This is a genomic window from Ideonella sp. (genome assembly GCF_036277275.1).
In the GTDB taxonomy this organism is placed as follows: Bacteria; Pseudomonadota; Gammaproteobacteria; order Burkholderiales; family Burkholderiaceae_C; genus Ideonella.
Genome location: NZ_DASUNH010000090.1, coordinates 1 through 16,124, shown reverse-complemented (window position 1 = coordinate 16,124; position 16,124 = coordinate 1). Strand labels below are relative to the sequence as shown.

Here is a 16,124-nt window from a genome sequence, read left to right as displayed (position 1 = left end):
GCGATGTCGTCGCCGATCGTCGTGACCTTCCAGTCGCCCAGCGCCTTCGGCGGGATCAGCATCGCGAAATTGGTCTTGCCGCAGGCGCTCGGGAAGGCAGCCGCGACGTGGTACTTCTTGCCCGCCGGCGAGGTCACGCCGAGGATCAGCATGTGCTCGGCCAGCCAGCCCTGGTCACGGCCCATCGTCGAGGCAATGCGCAGCGCGAAACACTTCTTGCCCAGCAGCGCATTGCCGCCGTAGCCCGAGCCGTAGCTCCAGATCTCGCGCGTCTCGGGGTAGTGAACGATGTACTTGGTCTTGTTGCACGGCCAGGAGACGTCCTTCTGGCCGGCTTGCAGCGGCGCACCGACCGTGTGCACGCAAGGCACGAATTCACCATCGGTACCCAACAGCTCGATCACCGCCTTGCCCATGCGGGTCATCGTGCGCATGTTGACGGCCACGTACGGGCTGTCCGACAGCTCGACGCCGATGTGGGCGATCGGCGAGCCCAGCGGGCCCATCGAGAACGGCACCACGTACAGCGTGCGGCCCTTCATCGCGCCCTTGAACAGCGCGTTGTCGCCGGTCTGCAGCAGCGCGCGCATCTCGGCCGGTTCCATCCAGTTGTTGGTCGGGCCGGCGTCTTCCTTCTTGGCGCTGCAGATGAAGGTGCGGTCTTCGACGCGCGCCACGTCTGACGGATCGGAGCAGGCCAGGTAGCTGCCCGGGCGCTTGGCCGGGTTCAGCTTCTTGAAGGTGCCTGCCTCGACCAGCCGCTGGCACAGGCGGTCGTACTCTTCGCTGGAGCCGTCACACCAGTAGATGTCGGCGGCTTCGGTCAGGGCGGCGATCTCGCTGACCCAGGCGATCAGGCGAGCGTTTTTGACGTAGGCAGGCGCGTTCAAGCGCAGCCCCTCCATGGCGGGACGGTTCACAGGCAATGCTCCAATTTTCAAGACAAGACAAAAAGCGAAGACGGGATTGGGCGAGCCTCGCGCCGGCGCGGCTTGCTGCCAGGCGTCCGCGGGGCTCGCCCAATGCCATGGGCGCGAGGTGTCTTGGCCTGCTAGAGCAACCTTCGGGCCTGGTTACGGCCGGTTTCTCGTTCGCCGCGCTGCGCGCGCGCGTCTTGTCGAGGTGGATCACCTGTCAACCCAGTGTAATGGGGCCGTAACCTGGGCGCCTGCCCAATCCATGCAAATCCGGAATAAGGCGATGCGCAGAATGTCTCGCCTGCGGGCAGCTTGCCCTTCGTCGACGCTGCTGACACCAGGTTGTCAGCAGGGGCCGGCCAGACTGCGGCATCCCGTCGCCTCCCGGAGCCCCCCGATGCAGCAACAACCCCTGACGTGGTCGTCAACCACCCCACCGTCCCATGCCTTACCGGTCCCGCCGCACCGCATGCGGCGCCCGCTGGCGCCGGCGTCGCGCCAGGGCTGGGTCGGCGTCGTCTCGCGCGAGCATGTGCTGCACGGCGTTGCCGGCGGCTTCATCCAGCTGAACCATGGCAAGAAGGCACCGCTGCAGAAGCTGCACGCCGGTGACCGCGTGGTGATCTATTCGCCACGCACCGCCTATCCCGATGGCAACCCGCTGCAGTGCTTCACGGCGATCGGCGTCGTCGTCAGCGGCGCGGTCTACCAGGTCGAGATGGCGCCGGACTTCCACCCCCACCGGGTCGATGTCGCCTTCGCTCACTGTCGCGAGGCCCCGATCCGGCCGCTGATCGAGCAGCTGTCGTTCATCGGGAACAAGACGCACTGGGGCGCCGCGTTCCGTTTCGGCTACCTGAAGGTGCCGGCGGAAGACTTCGCGCTGATCGCCAGCGCGATGCATGTCGAATGGCCGGTCCGCGCGAACTGAGGTCGACAGAACGAAAAAAGCCCTTGCCGAAAGGCAAGGGCTTGGCTGACGCCTGAAAGCCGAGGGCTTACGGGCGGGCGATCGTCACCGCCGGGGAGGTCCAGGTCTCCCAATCGGCCGCGTTGTTGGCATCACCCAGCGCCTTCAGCAGCGACAGCTTGACCACATAGGTGCCGTTGGGCACCGGGGTCGGCGTGCCGCCCTTCTTGAAGGTCGTGCCATCCCAGGCCCAGTTGAAGAAGCCGGTGGCGGTCGAGTTGCGCGGCAGGAAGGTGTCCAGGCTGATGAGGTGCATGTTCTTGTTGGTCACCGCATCGAAGGCTTCCAACTTCATCTGCCGCGACTGGTGGTCCAGGTGGACCAGGAAGTACGGGATGTCGTCGCCGGCCATCGTGTAGGTGGCACCACCGGGCTGGTTGGTGAAGGAACCACCGCTCAGCTTGGCCAGCCACGGGAAGCCGTTGGCTGTCGGGGTCAGCACCTGGATCGACTGGTAGTCACCCTTCATGCCGGCGAACGGCACGCGCATCACCTTGCCGTCAGCCTGCGAGGTGGCCACCACGTAGCCGCCGAACAGGCTCTTGTCGGCCAAGCCTTCGGGCGCGGTCACCGTGACGTCGACACTGGCCGTGCCCTTGGCCGGCACCGTCACGCTGGCGGCGCTGAAGGCCACCGTCGCGGGCGCGTCGAAGGCCGACACCGTGAAGGAGTTCGGGCCGGTCGCCAGTGCGCTGGCGTGGCTCAGGTCGTAGGTGACGGCCGTCTTGCCGCTGTTCTTGAAGGTCAGCGTGCGCGTGACCGGGCCGGCCTGGCTTTCGCCCAGCGCCAGCTCACCCGGCTGGACCATCGTGGTCGACTGCGAAGCCTGCACCAGATCCAGCATGCCGGCGCCTTGGCGGTGCACCTGGTCCAGGAAGCCCAGGCCCGGGTTGCCTTGCCAGGCCTTCGGATCGGCGGCGTTCTGCATGCGGTCACGCATGCTCATCGCGTTGATCTTCGGGTTGGCTTGCAGCAGCAGCGCCGCGCCGCCGGCCGTATGCGGCGACGACATCGACGTGCCCGACAGCGTGGCGTAGCCGCCCAGCTCCAGCGGGTAGGTCGAATAGATCATGCCGCCCGGAGCGCCGATGTTCGGCTTCACGCTCAGGTCCGCGGCCAGGCCGTAGGAGCTGAAGCTGGAGATCAGGCCGCCGGTGACGTTGGGGAACGAGCCCAGGTCGGCCGACCAGGTCATGTCGACCGCGCCGCCGGCCAGGCGGCTGTCGATCAGCGCGCCTTCGGCGTCGGACACCGACACCACCGGGATCGTGATCGCCGGCGTGCCAACGACGGTCGGGTTGATGCGGCCCGGCACGTTGTTGTACAGCACCACGCCCGCGGCACCGGCCGTCTGGGCGTTGAAGGCCTTTTGGTAGAAGCTGCAGGTGCCGCGGCGGATCAGCGCCACGGTGCCCGTGAGGCTGCCTGGGGTCAGCGGGGCGCAGGCGTCGTCGGTCGTGGCGACGGTGCCGGTGCGCGACATCGGCTGGCTGCCCGAGGTCGGCGGCGTCGGCGCGCCGGTGGCCGGCTGGTAGCCGATGGCCGATGCATCCGGCGAGATCGCGAACTGGCTCAGCTTGCTGTGCGAGTTGTCGAACGAAGCGACGCCGATCACGTGCTTGCCAACGCCCGGCGCACCCGCTGCATACAGACCGCTGGTGCCGCTGTTACCGATCGAGGCGACCATCACGACGCCGGCCTTGACCAGGCGGTCGGCCGCCTTGGCGCTGGGGTACTCGGGCCACTGGAACGACGAGCCGATCGACTGGTTGACGACCTGCATGCCGTCGGCCAGGGCGCGCTCCATCGCCGCGATCATCACGTCGGCGGTGGTCGAGCCGGCGCAGCCGAAGACGCGGTAAGCGCCGAACGTCACGTTGGGGGCGACACCGGTGAGGGCGCCGCTCGCACCGACGATGCCGGCGACGTGGGTGCCGTGGCCGCCGCAATCGTCCGGGTTCTCATCAGGCACCGGCACCGGGTTGTAGCCCGGGCTGTTGGGGTCGGCGTTGAAGGCGTCGCCGACGAAGTCGTAGCCATAGGCAACCCGGGTGGTCGGGAAGCTGTTGCCGCCCGGCACACCGCCGCCGCCCAGCGCGGCATGGTCGATGTCGACGCCGGTGTCGATGATGCCGACCTTGATGCCGGTGCCGCTGATGCCCATGCCTTGCAGCACGTCGGCGCCGGTCATCGACAGTGCGGTGTCCAGCTGCGGCTGCACGTCACCTTCGGCGCGGATCGGCTTCGGTGCGTGGATCACCTCGACCGGGTACATCGCCTTCACGCCGGGCAGGCGGGCGATCTTGGCGCGCTCGGCCGGGCCGGCGGTGATCGACACACCGTTGAACAGCACGTCGAACGAGCGACGCTCCTTGAACTTGATGCCAGCGGCCTGCGCAGCCTTGCGGAATGCAGCCTTCTCGCCGCGCACCTTGTCGAGCTTGGCGCCTTCGATCGTCGGCACGCTGTTGAACTCGACGAACCAGTGGTCCGTTTGCTCGGCAGCCTTGGCCGCCACGGATTGCGGCGCTGCGTGGACTCCCCCCACAACCAGCGTCAAGGCTGCTGCGGCGGCAGTGGCCAGCAGCGTTTTACGAATTTGCTTCACTCACTCGCTCCTCGAAATGCATGACGGCGGCGGGTGGCCGAACGCCAGCGATGAACAACACGGTCAGACGCGCCGCGGCTTCTGGCCACAGCGGCCACCAACACGCAACAAGCAAGCCAGCCCGGTACGCAGAGACAAACGCCCGAGGTTTGGCCGTTGGCAAGTCAGAAGCCCCGATGCTGGAGACACCCTGTTACCGCGTCGATCGGGCAATCCCAAGGCGTTGAAGGTTCTTGAGGATTCGGGCAGACGGTTTGCCAACACCCCACGCCGGCAGGCCCGTACGGCGCCCCGCACAATGCGCCGGATGAAAGTCGTCAGCGTCAACACCGCCCGCGCCCAGAAGGTGCAGATCAACGACCGCGAGGTCCTCACCGCCATCGGCAAACGCCCGCGCAACGGCCCGGTGGCCTATCAACCGATGGGGATGGAGGGTGACGAACAGGCCGACCTGTCTGTGCACGGTGGCCTGACGAAGGCGGTCTACGCCTACCCGCTCGAGCACTACGCGTTCTGGCACACGGTGCGGGCGCAGGCGCGCGCCGCCGACTGGCAGGACGAGCCGCTGCCGCACGGCGCGATGGGCGAGAACTTGACGCTTGATGGCCTGAACGAGCGCCACCTTTGGATCGGCGACCAGCTGCATTTCGCCGACGGCGGCGTGCTGGTCGTCAGCGAGCCGCGTTTCCCCTGCTTCAAGTTCAACGCCGCGATGGGCTTCTCGCAGGCTGCCAAGTTGATGGTGCAGTCCGGCTATTGCGGTGCCTATCTCGCGGTGCTGATTCCGGGGGTTGTCCAGGCTGGGCAGGACTTCACCATTGAGCCCGGGCCGCGCGAGCTTGCGTTGCTGGACCTGTTTCGATCGCGTACCGCAGGCAAGAAGTTCTAGTCGCCGTGCGGCCGGCACGTTGCGCATTTACATGACATCGACGGTCCGGATGCCCAGCAGGCCGAGGCCTGCCTTCAGCGTATCCGCCGTCAGGCGACAGAGCTGCAGGCGGCTGGCGCGCACGGCGCGCTCACTCTTGAGCACCGGGCAGTGCTCGTAGAAGCGGCTGAAGACCACCGCCAGCTCGAACAGGTAAGCGCATAGGTGATGCGGTGCGGTGTCCTTCGCCACGCCATGGAGCGCGTCCGCAAAGCATGACAGTTGCAGCGCCAGCGCTTTTTCGGGCGCGTCGCTCAAGGTCACCGCCGCTGCGGCGTCGGTTTCGCCGGCATCGCGCAGCACCTTGGCACTGCGGGTGTAGGCGTACTGCAGGTACGGCGCCGTGTTGCCTTCGAAGGCCAGCATCGACGCCCAGGAGAACACGTAGTCGCTGGCGCGGTTCTTCGACAGGTCGGCGAACTTCACCGCACCGACGCCCACCGCACGGGCGATCTCCCAGCGGGTATCTTCGGCCAGGTCCGGGCTCTTCTCCGAGACCACCAGAAAAGCGCGCTCGACGGCTTCTTTCAGCAGCTCCGCGAGCTTCACCGTGCCGCCAGAGCGTGTCTTGAACGGCTTGTTGTCCTCGCCCAGCATCACGCCGAAGCCGACGTGCTCCAGCGAAACCGCCTCATCGGCATAGCCTGCCTTGCGCGCCAAGGTGAAAAGCTGCTGGAAGTGCAGGCCCTGGCGCTGGTCGACCACATAGAGCACACGATCGGCGTGGAGCTCGCCGACGCGGTAGCGCACCGCAGCGAGGTCGGTCGTCGAATACAAGTAGCCGCCGTCCTGCTTCTGCACGATGTAGGCCTGCGCCTCGCCTTCCTTGTTCCTGAACTCGTCCAGGAACACCACCTGCGCACCCTGGCTCTCGACCGCCAAACCTTTGGCCTGCAGGTCTTTGACGATGCCCGGCAAGGCATCGTTGTAGGCGCTCTCGCCCTTGAGATCGGCGCGGGTCAGGCCGACGCCCAGCATGTCGTATACCGCCTCGCAATGGTGCATCGAGACTTCAAGGAAGCGGCGCCACAACGCGTTGACCTGCGCGTCTCCGCCCTGCAGCTTCACGACGTATTGGCGCGCGGTGTCAGCGAAACCCGGATCCTCGTCCATGCGTTGCTTCGCGCGGCGGTAGAAGTCCTCGAGGTCCGACAAGGCCATTTCGGTGTCGGCACCCTTCTCCACTTCCACCAGGAAAGCGGTCAGCATGCCGAACTGGGTCCCCCAGTCGCCGATGTGGTTCTGTGCGATGACCGTGTGGCCAAGGAAGCGCAGCACGCGCGCCAGCGCATCGCCGATGATCGTCGAACGCAAATGGCCGACGTGCATCTCCTTGGCGAGGTTCGGCGAGGAGTAATCGATGACCACGCGCAGCGGGGCCGGGCGCGGCACGCCGAGGTTCTCGCAGCCAAGCGCTGCGGACACACGTGCGGCGAGGAATTCCGGCGCCAGCGTGATGTTGATGAAGCCCGGCCCGGCGATCTCGACCTTGCTCGCAATGCCGGCCAGGTTCAGCTTCTCGACGACCTGCTGCGCGAGCTCGCGCGGGTTCTGGCGGCGCGCCTTGGCAGCGCCCATCACGCCGTTGGCCTGGAAGTCGCCGAATTCGGGACGTGCGGACGGCGTGATGACGGCCGGTGCGCCTTCGCAGCCGGCGGCGGCCAGTGCGGCGGAAACGCGGGCGTCGAGGAGTTGGTGAAGCGTATGTTGTTGAGTCATGAGACAGATGCGCAAGCTCCACGGCGAATCAGGGGGACAAATCCAGCAGATCGGTACGCCGCCGAGGCTGACCCGCGAGAAACACATGCGGGGATCATCATAGGCGTCGACAGCGGCATTGGGGGTCAGTGTGGTCCGTGTAGCCACGAGCAACCGAGAGGGCCGTCAGCGGCTATGGAATCCACGGGGCAGGCGGCACCTTTGTCGGCGGTTGCTCCGGCGCCAATCAAGATGTATTGACATATCACTCGGCTTCTCGAAAGCCTCGAGGCTGATGTCGAATCGGGTTACTGCAGTGCCTACTTGGCGATGCTGGAGCCAGGCTCCGTGCAGACGGGCGACAGCTTCACGCTGCCCCCCGGCCCGCGCGAACTCGACCTGCTGGCACTGCGCCTGCACCCACTCTGAAGCACCGCGGTGGCCGAGGCGCGGCGCCCGGTGGCGCGGTGTCAGGCCGGCGTGCCCACCCGCAAGGCTCGCACCACTTGTTCGGCCACCGATCGGGCACGCACCCGCAGCTCGGGGACCGCCACCGCCTCCCAGTACTGCGCCTTCAGCATCGGCCCGACATAGTGCAGGCACGGCTGCGGCCGGCCAGCCGCGTCGAGCAGGCGGCGCCGATCGTCGACACACAGGCCCAAGCCCATCTCGTCGACGAGCAACCTGCCTTGCGCCTGAGTGCCGCCAACAGCGAGCCGGGCGGCGTCTGGGCGGCATGGCCGACGCGCGCCGACGGGCCGGTGCAGTTGACGACCGCTGCCATGCCGACCGAGCCAGGCGCCTCGGCCAGTGCCTGAGACGGCACGAGACCCGGCCGCGGCCGGGCTTCGAGGCAGCCACGGGGCCTCGTGGTTGTCGCATCAGCCGCATCGCGGTCGCGGCGCCACTGAAGCCCAGGCCGATGACGGCCACACAGGGCGACTGGTCGGCACCGCGGCGGGTGTCTCGGTCGCCTGCACGGGTGCGGCGGCCGACGGGGCAGGCGTGGAAGCAGGCATTGGTTTTCCCCAGCGGACCGGCGCGATTGGCACCGGGGCCCGCGCCGGCCATCTTGGCGAGCCCACGCTTGGAGACGAACATATATTTCCAAATATCTATATGCTTATAGCCATTCGAACATAAGAATTCGGTTCACGCGCGCGCGGTCAGCCTTGCTGCAGCACCCCTGCCTGCTTGTTGGCAGGCACGGCGATGTCGATCAGCCGGGGTCGCGGCAGGTTCAGCGCCGCCATCAAGGCGATGAATTCGTCGCGGGTCTTGCCGGCCAGCCGCGGGTTGCCCTCTCGCTCCTCGGCGATGCACGAAACGCGCCGGCCCTTGTAGTCGTGGGCCGGATAGACCAGCGTTTCGCCGGGCAGCGGGAACAGGCGCTGGGTCACCGAATCGTAAAGCTGGCCGGCATCGCCGCCCTGAAAGTCGGTGCGGCCGCAGCCACCAATCAGCAGCGCATCGCCCGTGAACAGCTTGTCGCGCCACAGGAAGCTCATGCTGCCGCGCGTGTGGCCGGGCGTCGCGATCACGCCGAGGTGCTCGTCGCCGAAGGTCAGCCGCTCCCCATGCGACAGCGCCCGCTCGTAGCCTTCGGCCTCGCAGGCCAGGCCGACCGCGGTGGTGATCGCCGGCCCGTGGGCCAGCGCCGCCTTCAGCTGCGACGCGGCTGTCACGTGATCGGCATGCACGTGGGTGTCGAGCAACCACCGCAGCCGCAGGCCCAGCTCGGCCAGCAAGGCCAGGTCACGTTCGTGCTGGTCGAGCACTGGGTCGATCAGCACCGCTTCGCGGGTGCGATCACAGGCCAGCAGGTAGGTGTAGGTGGAGGAAGTCGGATCGAAGAGTTGACGAAACATGCGACGGTATGGTGCAGATCGGATGGCGAAGCGTAAACCCGCGGCCAGGTTGAGGGCCATCACAGGTTGTTCCACCGCACGACAACAGCCTGCGAGCGCCCGCCCAAAGGTGGCCTCCGTTTTGAACCCGGCGCCGCCGCACCGGCCCCCACCGTCATCTACTGTTACGACAAATTCACATCGGATTCATCAACGATCGTCCAGTCGTTTCCACGCACCCCCCTAATTTGAGCTACGCTAGAAGTGCTCACAAACATAAGAGGGATGGCCGTGAGTCTGATGAGCTTTGATCGGGAAGCTGGCGCCGATCTGCTGGCCACTTACGCCGTTCCGCCGGACGGCGAGGCCGCGCTTTCCGCGCCGTCCACCTTGTGCCGGGCCATCGAGCTCCATCTGGACCGGCTGGGTCTGCGGGCCGATGGGCTGGAGGTGACCTACGACCGCGGCCGCTCTGTGCTGCGCGTATCGGGTTGCGCCGCAAGCCAGGACCTCCGAGAACGCATCCTTCTGTGTTGCGGCAATGTGCGCGGCGTGGCGGCGGTAGACGACCGGATGACGGTCGTGATGCCATCCGAAGTTTCGCGCTGGCGCTTCGTGCAGCCGGGCGACACGCTGGCGCGCATCGCCAACGACCTGTATCGCGACGCGCGTCGCGAGCAGCAATTGCGCGCCGCCAACCAGCCATTGATCGGCGACACCGACGAATTGCAGCCGGGCTGGCTGCTGCGGGTGCCAGCGTAGACCCGTGCCGAGGAGCACGCGCGGCGGCCTGGCAACGCCAGATCCGTGTCCGCCCCTTGGAAGCGGCGGGTCCTGCGCACCGCTGCGTGGAGATCAGCCGACCAGGGCCGGGTAATCCGTGTACCCGCGCTCGTTGCCGCCGTACAGCGTGGCGCTGTCCAGCGGGTTCAGCGGGGCACCTTCGCGCAGGCGGCGGCCCAGGTCGGGATTGGCAATGAAGAGTTTGCCGAAGGCGACAAGGTCGGCGGCGCCGCTGCGCACCGCGGCTTCGGCCATGGGGCGGTCGTAGGCGTTGTTGACCATCCAGGCACCGCGGTGGTGGGAACGCAGTGCAGCGTAGTCGAACGGGGCGACGCCTTGCGCGCTCAGGTCGCGCGGGCCGCCCGTGGCGCCTTCGACCACATGCACGTAGGCCAAACCCAGCGGCGCGATGCGCTCCAGCGCCCGGCCGTAGGTGGCTTGCGCGTCACTGTCTTGCCCGGCGTCGTTGGACGGCGTGATCGGTGACAGGCGCACCCCCGTGCGACCACCACCGATCTCGCCGGTGATGGCCTGTAACACCTCGGCCAGCAGCCGGGTGCGGTTCTCGATCGAGCCACCGTAGTCATCGCGGCGGTCGTTGATGCTGTCACGCAGGAACTGCTCGATCAGGTAAATCAGAGACCAGTGATCTCTCGAATCCGGCTGAGGACGATCGGCTTGCGAGCGTCGACGCCCCCAAGTAGCCAAATCAATCTTTCGTCGAAAGCTTCGTCTAGTAGCAGCGCTTCGAACTCATCGCGAAGATACTCTTGCACCTGATTGGTATTCGCCCGAACCTCATGGGCAATTGCAGGTCGGCCGTCCAAGACAATGACGATGTCTTCCATGTCGTGATGTAAGTAGTCGCCGTTGCCTCGGGAACGGAAGGACTCCAATTTCGTCGCGATGAAGAGTGGAGCCGCGATCACACGTATGGGAGTTCCGTTGGGAAGAGTGTGATGCTGGGCTGTTTTGGCCGCCTCTGCGTACCAGCTATTCGTGAATGTCAGCACACCTTCGTCGGTGGGCATTACGTCGACCTTCAAGTTCCCGAGGAGCCAGCGACAAATGACCTCATCGCATTCGCGAAAACCTCGCGCCTTTAGTTGATCGCAAAAGGCGTAGTACGAAGTACGCGGCGTCACCTCGGTCAGCAGGTCCACGTCCGCCGTGGCTCTTACGGGCGGCCGAGTTTGGTCTGTAATCAGCAAGCCGACGGCGCAACCGCCCACGAGAACTAGTTCGTCCATAAGCGGCCCGAGCGCCTTCGCAACGAGTTCGACGCCGGCGATGTTGGGATCGGTTGTCATGCGAAGTACTCCTGGAGCAGCTTGATTCCGAGCTCTCTCTCTCTGGCGCTTCCCGCTCTTATCGCATCGACCAAGGCCAAAGCCTCATGCAGTCTTTGGTCACGTCGGGCTGCTAGGGGCACAGTGGGGTATAGGGGACAAAGCGATATGCCGCGATCACTCCCTTCCGGGTCGGGCCACACCACCATGGTCGTCACGTCCATCGGGAAGTAGTCTGACAGAGGCCGGACGTAGGCAGTGGTCCGCACGCCTTGAACGATAGGACCAAAGAGAGGAGGGAACACATAGCGTATCCCGTGCACGAGGAAGTCCATCAGCGCCACGCGATTGGTCTGGAGCTCGTCGAATTCTCGACTGATCAATCCGCACGTAATGCCCCGTTGAACGGAACCATGAGCTTCGGACGGAGACAGTGCGAGCGCCTCGCCAAGACGTACGAAAGACCACGTTGAACTTTCGTCCTGGCTGAGCGAAAGGCGCACGACGGTGATGACGTCCTGAGGCTTCAAGGTTGGTTGCCGCCAGGCGGATGGGGAACTTTTCATAGCGGGCTTTGAGGACAGCTGGTTGTGATCATCTTGCTCAGTAGAGGTCATTCGCCGTTCTTGAATGGCGAATGCCGGCTGAACGACTGCGGCCGGCGGATAGGATGGACTGCATTCGCCAATCGCGAATAGTGTATACTACGCACTGCAGCGGTTTCAGCGCATCCGGTAAACTGAGGCAGTTCGCAGCAGAGGAGCCTCTATGGAAGTTGTTCGCAAAAAGAGTCCCCGGGCGCCGTCTATCGGCCTCCAAGAGGCGTTGACCCGTGCCCTGGCTGCCTACGACAAGGATCGGACGCACCCCGCTCCAACGGAAGTGGTCGCACAAAACCTTGGGTACAAGTCCGCGAACAGCGGCACCGCGTTGGGTGCTATCGCAAGCCTCCGCTACTATGGCTTGTTGGATCGCCCCAAAGACGGTCAACTCGCGGTTTCTAAGGCTGTGGAGACTTACAGATTCACGCCCGACGAAGCGCATCGAAGGGAGCTGCTTGTAGGCTTCCTTCTCAACCCCCCTCTCTTCAAAGAGCTGCTTCAACTCTATAAGGGGGCGTTGCCATCAGACGCGACTATCAGGTACGAGCTGATAAATCGCGGATTCCTTCCCGGCCCGGCGGAGACTTGCGTCGGGGTGTTCCGGAAGTCCGTTGAGTACGCGGACTACTTCAGAGCATCTGCGGAAGCTACCAATCAGAATGAGGAACGCGGCGGAGAGGTCGACTACGAGGATGAACCGGATCCAGTTGCCGACCGAAAATCAGTTGCCATCGAGGCCCAAACGCCCCGAGGGGGATCTGTAGGGGCATGGCAACCGATCCTACCTAACGCCGGAGGCGAGGAAGACTTCATTCCGATCCGATTGGCCGGTGGGCGCCGCGCTTGGCTTGTCGTTCCCCATCAGCTCTTCGAAGCTGACAAGGACCGTCTGAAGGCACAAGTTGACCTTCTTCTCACCGTCGAGCAAGAGCAGTCCTTTGGGTAGACCTTGACCGGCACCCACCTCCAGAAGTAGCCGCATCAATCCGCGGCTACTTACGGACAAGCCGCGCTACATAAAGTATCGAACAGCTAACCGTTGGCGGCGTGCAGCTCGACCCCGTCGAACCCGGCCTGCATCGCCATTCCAGCGGCGCGGCGGTAGTCGGCGATCAGGCCGGGGATCTCTTCGGTGCGCAGCGCCCGCGGCGCCGACACCGGAAAGAAGCCACCCTGGATGAACGTGCGGCTGTGGGCGGCGCGGTTCGTCGACGACACCGGCTGCGCGCCGTCCGGCAGCAGCGAGACATGTGAGATGCGGCCGACATGCCACAGCTGGATCACGACCTTGCCGCCTTCGCCGTGCACCGCGTCGGTCACCCGCCTCCAGCCGGCCACCTGTTCGGGCGTATGGATGCCGGGCGTATCGAGGTAGCCCTGCGCCATCGGGCTGATCTGGCTGGCCTCGGTGACGATCAGGCCGGCGCCGGTCTCGGGGTTGGCGCGCTGGCGGTAGTACTCGGCCATCAGTTGCGTCGGCACCTGGCCGGCAGCGGCGCGGTTGCGTGTCAGCGGTGCCATCACGAGGCGATTGGCGAGTGCGATGTCGCCGATCCGGAGCGGGTCGTAGAGCGATGAAGTCATGGGCGGGGAGCCTATCGAAAGCGACGCCGGCTACAGTGCGGGCTGAACCAAGGCCCCACGCGAACCAGGCCCTCCGTCGACCCTGCCGGCGGCGCGCCGCGATTTGGGGTTTCAGCCCAGAAAGAAGACCCGCCATGCTCGCCTACCGACACGCCTTTCACGCGGGCAACCACGCCGATGTGCTGAAGCATCTGGTGCTCGACCAGGTGCTGCGCTACATGACGGGCAAGGACAAGCCGTTCCGCTACATCGACACCCACGCCGGCGCCGGCGGCTACCTGCTCAAGGGCGCGCAGGCGCAAAAGAAGGCCGAGTACCGGGAGGGCATCAACCGGCTGTGGAGCCGCCCGGACCTGCCGCCGGCCGTGGCCGACTATGTGCACCTGGTGCAGCAGTTCAACCTGCCCGCGGCCGAGCCGGGCCAGCCCGCGCCGGTGCTCGAAAAAGGCATGACGCCGCCGCTGGCGCTGTACCCCGGCTCGCCGTCGTTTGCCCGCATGCACATGCGGCCTGGTGATTCGATGCGGCTGTTCGAGCTGCACCCGAGCGACGCGCGCACGCTGGCCGCGCACTTCGGTGGCCGCCACGTGCAGATCCTCAACGAGGACGGGTTTGCCGGGTTGAAGGGCCAGCTACCACCGAACCCGCGCCGCGCGCTGGTGCTGATCGATCCGTCGTACGAGCTGGTCGGCGACTACGGCAAGGTCATCGCGACGATGCGTGAGGCCGTCGCGCGCTACGCCGAGGGCGTCTACGTGATCTGGTACCCGCAGATCGCCCGCGTCGAGGCCGCGCAGCTGCCCAAGCGCCTGATGGCCCTGGCGCCCAAAGGCTGGCTGCATGTGCGCATGACCGTGGCGCAGACCGACGCGCAAGGCTTTGGCCTGGCCGGCAGCGGGCTGTTCGTGGTCAACCCGCCGTACACGCTGCACGAGACGCTGCAAAGCGTGATGCCCTACCTCACCGAGGTGCTGGCGCAGTACGACGGGGCGAGCTACCTGATCGAAGAGCAGCCGGCCTGACGCGCGATCAGCCGAAGAACACGCTGTTCTTCACCGCCGGTCTCGAAGACGAGGAAGGTTGGCTGTAGGCAGCATCTCGCTGAAGGCAGCGAAGCACTGGACCCAGCGCCCGCGGCAACGCCACGCCACCGCGGTCGTTTCGTCAGCGGCGCAGGCAGCGCTCGTTGAAACTCGCCTCCAGTTGGCGCAGCGCCGCCACCTCGGTCGGGTTCAGCGTGGTTTCACGCTTGCGCTTGCTCTGGATGACGTCGCGCATGCCGTCGCATTGCTGCGCCGTCGCCCGCGACTGGGCCTGAGCCTGCTCGGCCTGGCGGCGTTGTTCTTGTTGCTGCTCGCGTTCGTTCTCACGCTCGCGATAGGTGGTCTGCACGGCAGCCTGCGCTTCGTCGGCACACTTGCGCGTGAACTCCTGTCGCAGGTCGCGCATGGTGTTGTAGTTGCCCTGCTGGGCCGCGCTGCGCATCGCGTCGTTCAGGCTGGCGCAACGCGGGCTCAGGTGGCGGTTGATCTCGGAGGCGCTGTCGACGGCCGGCAACCTCCGGGCGCAGCGCTGCTCGACGACCTGGCCATTGAACACGGTATAGCAGCCCTGAGCCTGCGCCAGCGAGCTCAGCGTCAAGCCTCCAACCAGGCCGAGGACGGCCTTCCATTGCTGTGTCATCGAACCAGCCTCCCTCTGGTGATGGCATGGCGCGACCTGCAGCGCGCGGCAGCGCCTGTCGTGGCCATGCAGATACATGTAGATACGTAGTATGCCGTGCCATCGTCGGGCGCCCCAGCCCGTGTCCCCTGCGCGTTAGGGGGTGACGTGCCCTCGTGTATGGTGCGGGGCTTTTGGAGAACCGACCCATGCAGCGCAACCCCCGCCTGGCCCACCCGGCCGGCACGGCGTTCGCAGCGGGCGGCCGGGCGGCCCTGATCGGCGCCGTTCGGACCGGACTCGCTGGGCTCGCCTGTTTCACCGCCACCACCTGGCCCGTCGCGTCGCTGGCGCTCACCCCCGCGACGCCACTGGCCGATGCCGCCGCCATCCCGCAGCCGACCCCACGCGACGCGCCCTACGCCGGCGTGATCACGCTGGCCGTCGACGCGACCGACCTCGACCACCGCGTGCTGCGCGTGCAGCAGACGGTGCCGGTGGCGCAACCCGGCCGGCTCACCCTGTTGTACCCGCGCTGGCTGCCGGGCACGCACGGCCCCTACGGTGATGTCGACCGCCTGGCCGGCCTGCAGGTCCGCGCCGGTGAGCGCAACGTGCCGTGGCAGCGTGACATGGTCGACCCCTACGCCTTCCACATCGACGTTCCGGCCGGGGTCAGCACGCTGACCCTCAGTTACGAGCACCTGACACCGACCGAGCGCGGCCAGGGCCGTGTCTCGATGACGCGCGCGCTGCTCGGTGTGCAATGGAACCAGACCGTGCTGTACCCGGCCGGCCACTACGCCAGCGCCATCCGCGTCGCGGCCAGCGTCAAACTGCCCGGCGGCTGGCAGCAGGCCAGCGCGCTGCGCGCCGCCGACGGCAGCGTCGCGCAAGCCGGTCCGGACGGCTGGGTGCGCTTTGCGCCGGTGTCGCTGGAGACGCTGGTCGACTCGCCGCTGTTCGCCGGGCCGCACGCCAGGCGCATCGAGCTGGACCCACCCGGCACGCCGCAGCCGGTGGCGCTGAACCTGCTGGCCGACGAGGCTTCGCAGCTCGAAGCCAGCACCGCCCAGCTCGACGCCCACAAGGCATTGGTGCAGCAGGCCGACAAGCTCTACGGCTCGCGCCCGTGGCGCCACTACGACTTCCTGCTCGCGCTGTCGAACTCGTTCGGCGGCATCGGCCTGGAGCATCACGAGTCGAGCGAGAACGGCGTGCGCGGCAACTATTTCA

13 protein-coding genes and 3 pseudogenes are annotated in these 16,124 nt (G+C 66.3%); 7 read left to right on the top strand and 9 right to left on the bottom strand.

What is annotated here, in order from left to right; all coding sequences use genetic code 11:
• On the bottom strand, positions 1-920 hold a 920-nt coding region (locus VFY73_RS15830), incomplete at its 3' end, for a phosphoenolpyruvate carboxykinase domain-containing protein (protein WP_329720416.1).
• Positions 921-1,386: 466 nt separating this feature from the next.
• On the opposite strand from VFY73_RS15830, the gene VFY73_RS15825 reads away from it, so the two are divergent.
• Entirely contained in the window at positions 1,387-1,848 is a 462-nt protein-coding gene (locus VFY73_RS15825) for an EVE domain-containing protein (protein ID WP_329720414.1), read from the top strand.
• 67 nt (positions 1,849-1,915) lie between these two features.
• Here VFY73_RS15825 and VFY73_RS15820 read toward each other — a convergent pair whose 3' ends face one another.
• Positions 1,916-4,495 (bottom strand): S8 family peptidase, encoded by a 2,580-nt coding sequence (locus VFY73_RS15820; RefSeq protein ID WP_329720412.1) that lies wholly within the window; start codon positions 4,493-4,495, stop codon positions 1,916-1,918.
• Positions 4,496-4,511: 16 nt separating this feature from the next.
• Between VFY73_RS15820 and VFY73_RS15815 the strand changes: the two genes are divergently transcribed.
• The gene (locus tag VFY73_RS15815; protein WP_329720410.1) at positions 4,512-5,384 is read left to right on the top strand and encodes an MOSC domain-containing protein; all 873 of its coding nucleotides are present in this window, start codon (positions 4,512-4,514) and stop codon (positions 5,382-5,384) included.
• A gap of 27 nt (positions 5,385-5,411) precedes the next feature.
• Here VFY73_RS15815 and argS read toward each other — a convergent pair whose 3' ends face one another.
• Positions 5,412-7,142 (bottom strand): arginine--tRNA ligase, encoded by a 1,731-nt coding sequence (gene argS / locus VFY73_RS15810; RefSeq protein WP_329720408.1) that lies wholly within the window; start codon positions 7,140-7,142, stop codon positions 5,412-5,414.
• A 449-nt stretch (positions 7,143-7,591) separates the two neighbouring features.
• Complete coding sequence (locus VFY73_RS15805) at positions 7,592-7,804, bottom strand: hypothetical protein (protein ID WP_329720407.1); 213 nt, start codon at positions 7,802-7,804, stop codon at positions 7,592-7,594.
• A 6-nt stretch (positions 7,805-7,810) separates the two neighbouring features.
• Between VFY73_RS15805 and VFY73_RS15800 the strand changes: the two genes are divergently transcribed.
• Complete coding sequence (locus tag VFY73_RS15800; protein WP_329720405.1) at positions 7,811-7,939, top strand: hypothetical protein; 129 nt, start codon at positions 7,811-7,813, stop codon at positions 7,937-7,939.
• Positions 7,940-8,287: 348 nt separating this feature from the next.
• On the opposite strand, the gene VFY73_RS15795 is transcribed toward VFY73_RS15800, so the two are convergent.
• The gene (locus VFY73_RS15795) at positions 8,288-8,989 is read right to left on the bottom strand and encodes an MBL fold metallo-hydrolase (RefSeq protein ID WP_329720402.1); all 702 of its coding nucleotides are present in this window, start codon (positions 8,987-8,989) and stop codon (positions 8,288-8,290) included.
• Between the two features lie 279 nt (positions 8,990-9,268).
• Here VFY73_RS15795 and VFY73_RS15790 point away from each other — a divergent pair, with 279 nt between their 5' ends.
• Positions 9,269-9,730, top strand: coding sequence for a BON domain-containing protein (locus VFY73_RS15790; RefSeq protein ID WP_329720418.1), 462 nt, complete (start codon positions 9,269-9,271; stop codon positions 9,728-9,730).
• Positions 9,731-9,823: 93 nt separating this feature from the next.
• On the opposite strand, the pseudogene VFY73_RS15785 reads toward VFY73_RS15790, so the two are convergent.
• Positions 9,824-10,384: pseudogene (locus tag VFY73_RS15785) on the bottom strand (alkene reductase); the annotation flags it as partial.
• Between the two features lie 2 nt (positions 10,385-10,386).
• Positions 10,387-11,061: a hypothetical protein gene (locus VFY73_RS30455; RefSeq protein ID WP_414654470.1), complete on the bottom strand. Its 675-nt coding sequence runs from the start codon at positions 11,059-11,061 to the stop codon at positions 10,387-10,389.
• Between the two features lie 747 nt (positions 11,062-11,808).
• Here VFY73_RS30455 and VFY73_RS15780 point away from each other — a divergent pair.
• On the top strand, positions 11,809-12,588 hold the full coding sequence (locus VFY73_RS15780) for a hypothetical protein (protein WP_329720400.1): 780 nt from the start codon (positions 11,809-11,811) through the stop codon (positions 12,586-12,588).
• 89 nt (positions 12,589-12,677) lie between these two features.
• On the opposite strand, the pseudogene VFY73_RS15775 reads toward VFY73_RS15780, so the two are convergent.
• Positions 12,678-13,226, bottom strand: a pseudogene (locus VFY73_RS15775) (alkene reductase); the annotation flags it as partial.
• Between the two features lie 134 nt (positions 13,227-13,360).
• Between VFY73_RS15775 and VFY73_RS15770 the strand changes: the two are divergent.
• Positions 13,361-14,248 (top strand): 23S rRNA (adenine(2030)-N(6))-methyltransferase RlmJ, encoded by an 888-nt coding sequence (locus tag VFY73_RS15770; protein ID WP_329720396.1) that lies wholly within the window; start codon positions 13,361-13,363, stop codon positions 14,246-14,248.
• Positions 14,249-14,390: 142 nt separating this feature from the next.
• Here VFY73_RS15770 and VFY73_RS15765 read toward each other — a convergent pair whose 3' ends face one another.
• On the bottom strand, positions 14,391-14,909 hold the full coding sequence (locus VFY73_RS15765) for a hypothetical protein (protein WP_329720394.1): 519 nt from the start codon (positions 14,907-14,909) through the stop codon (positions 14,391-14,393).
• Positions 14,910-15,097: 188 nt separating this feature from the next.
• On the opposite strand from VFY73_RS15765, the pseudogene VFY73_RS15760 reads away from it, so the two are divergent.
• A pseudogene (locus tag VFY73_RS15760) lies at positions 15,098-16,124 on the top strand (hypothetical protein); the annotation flags it as partial.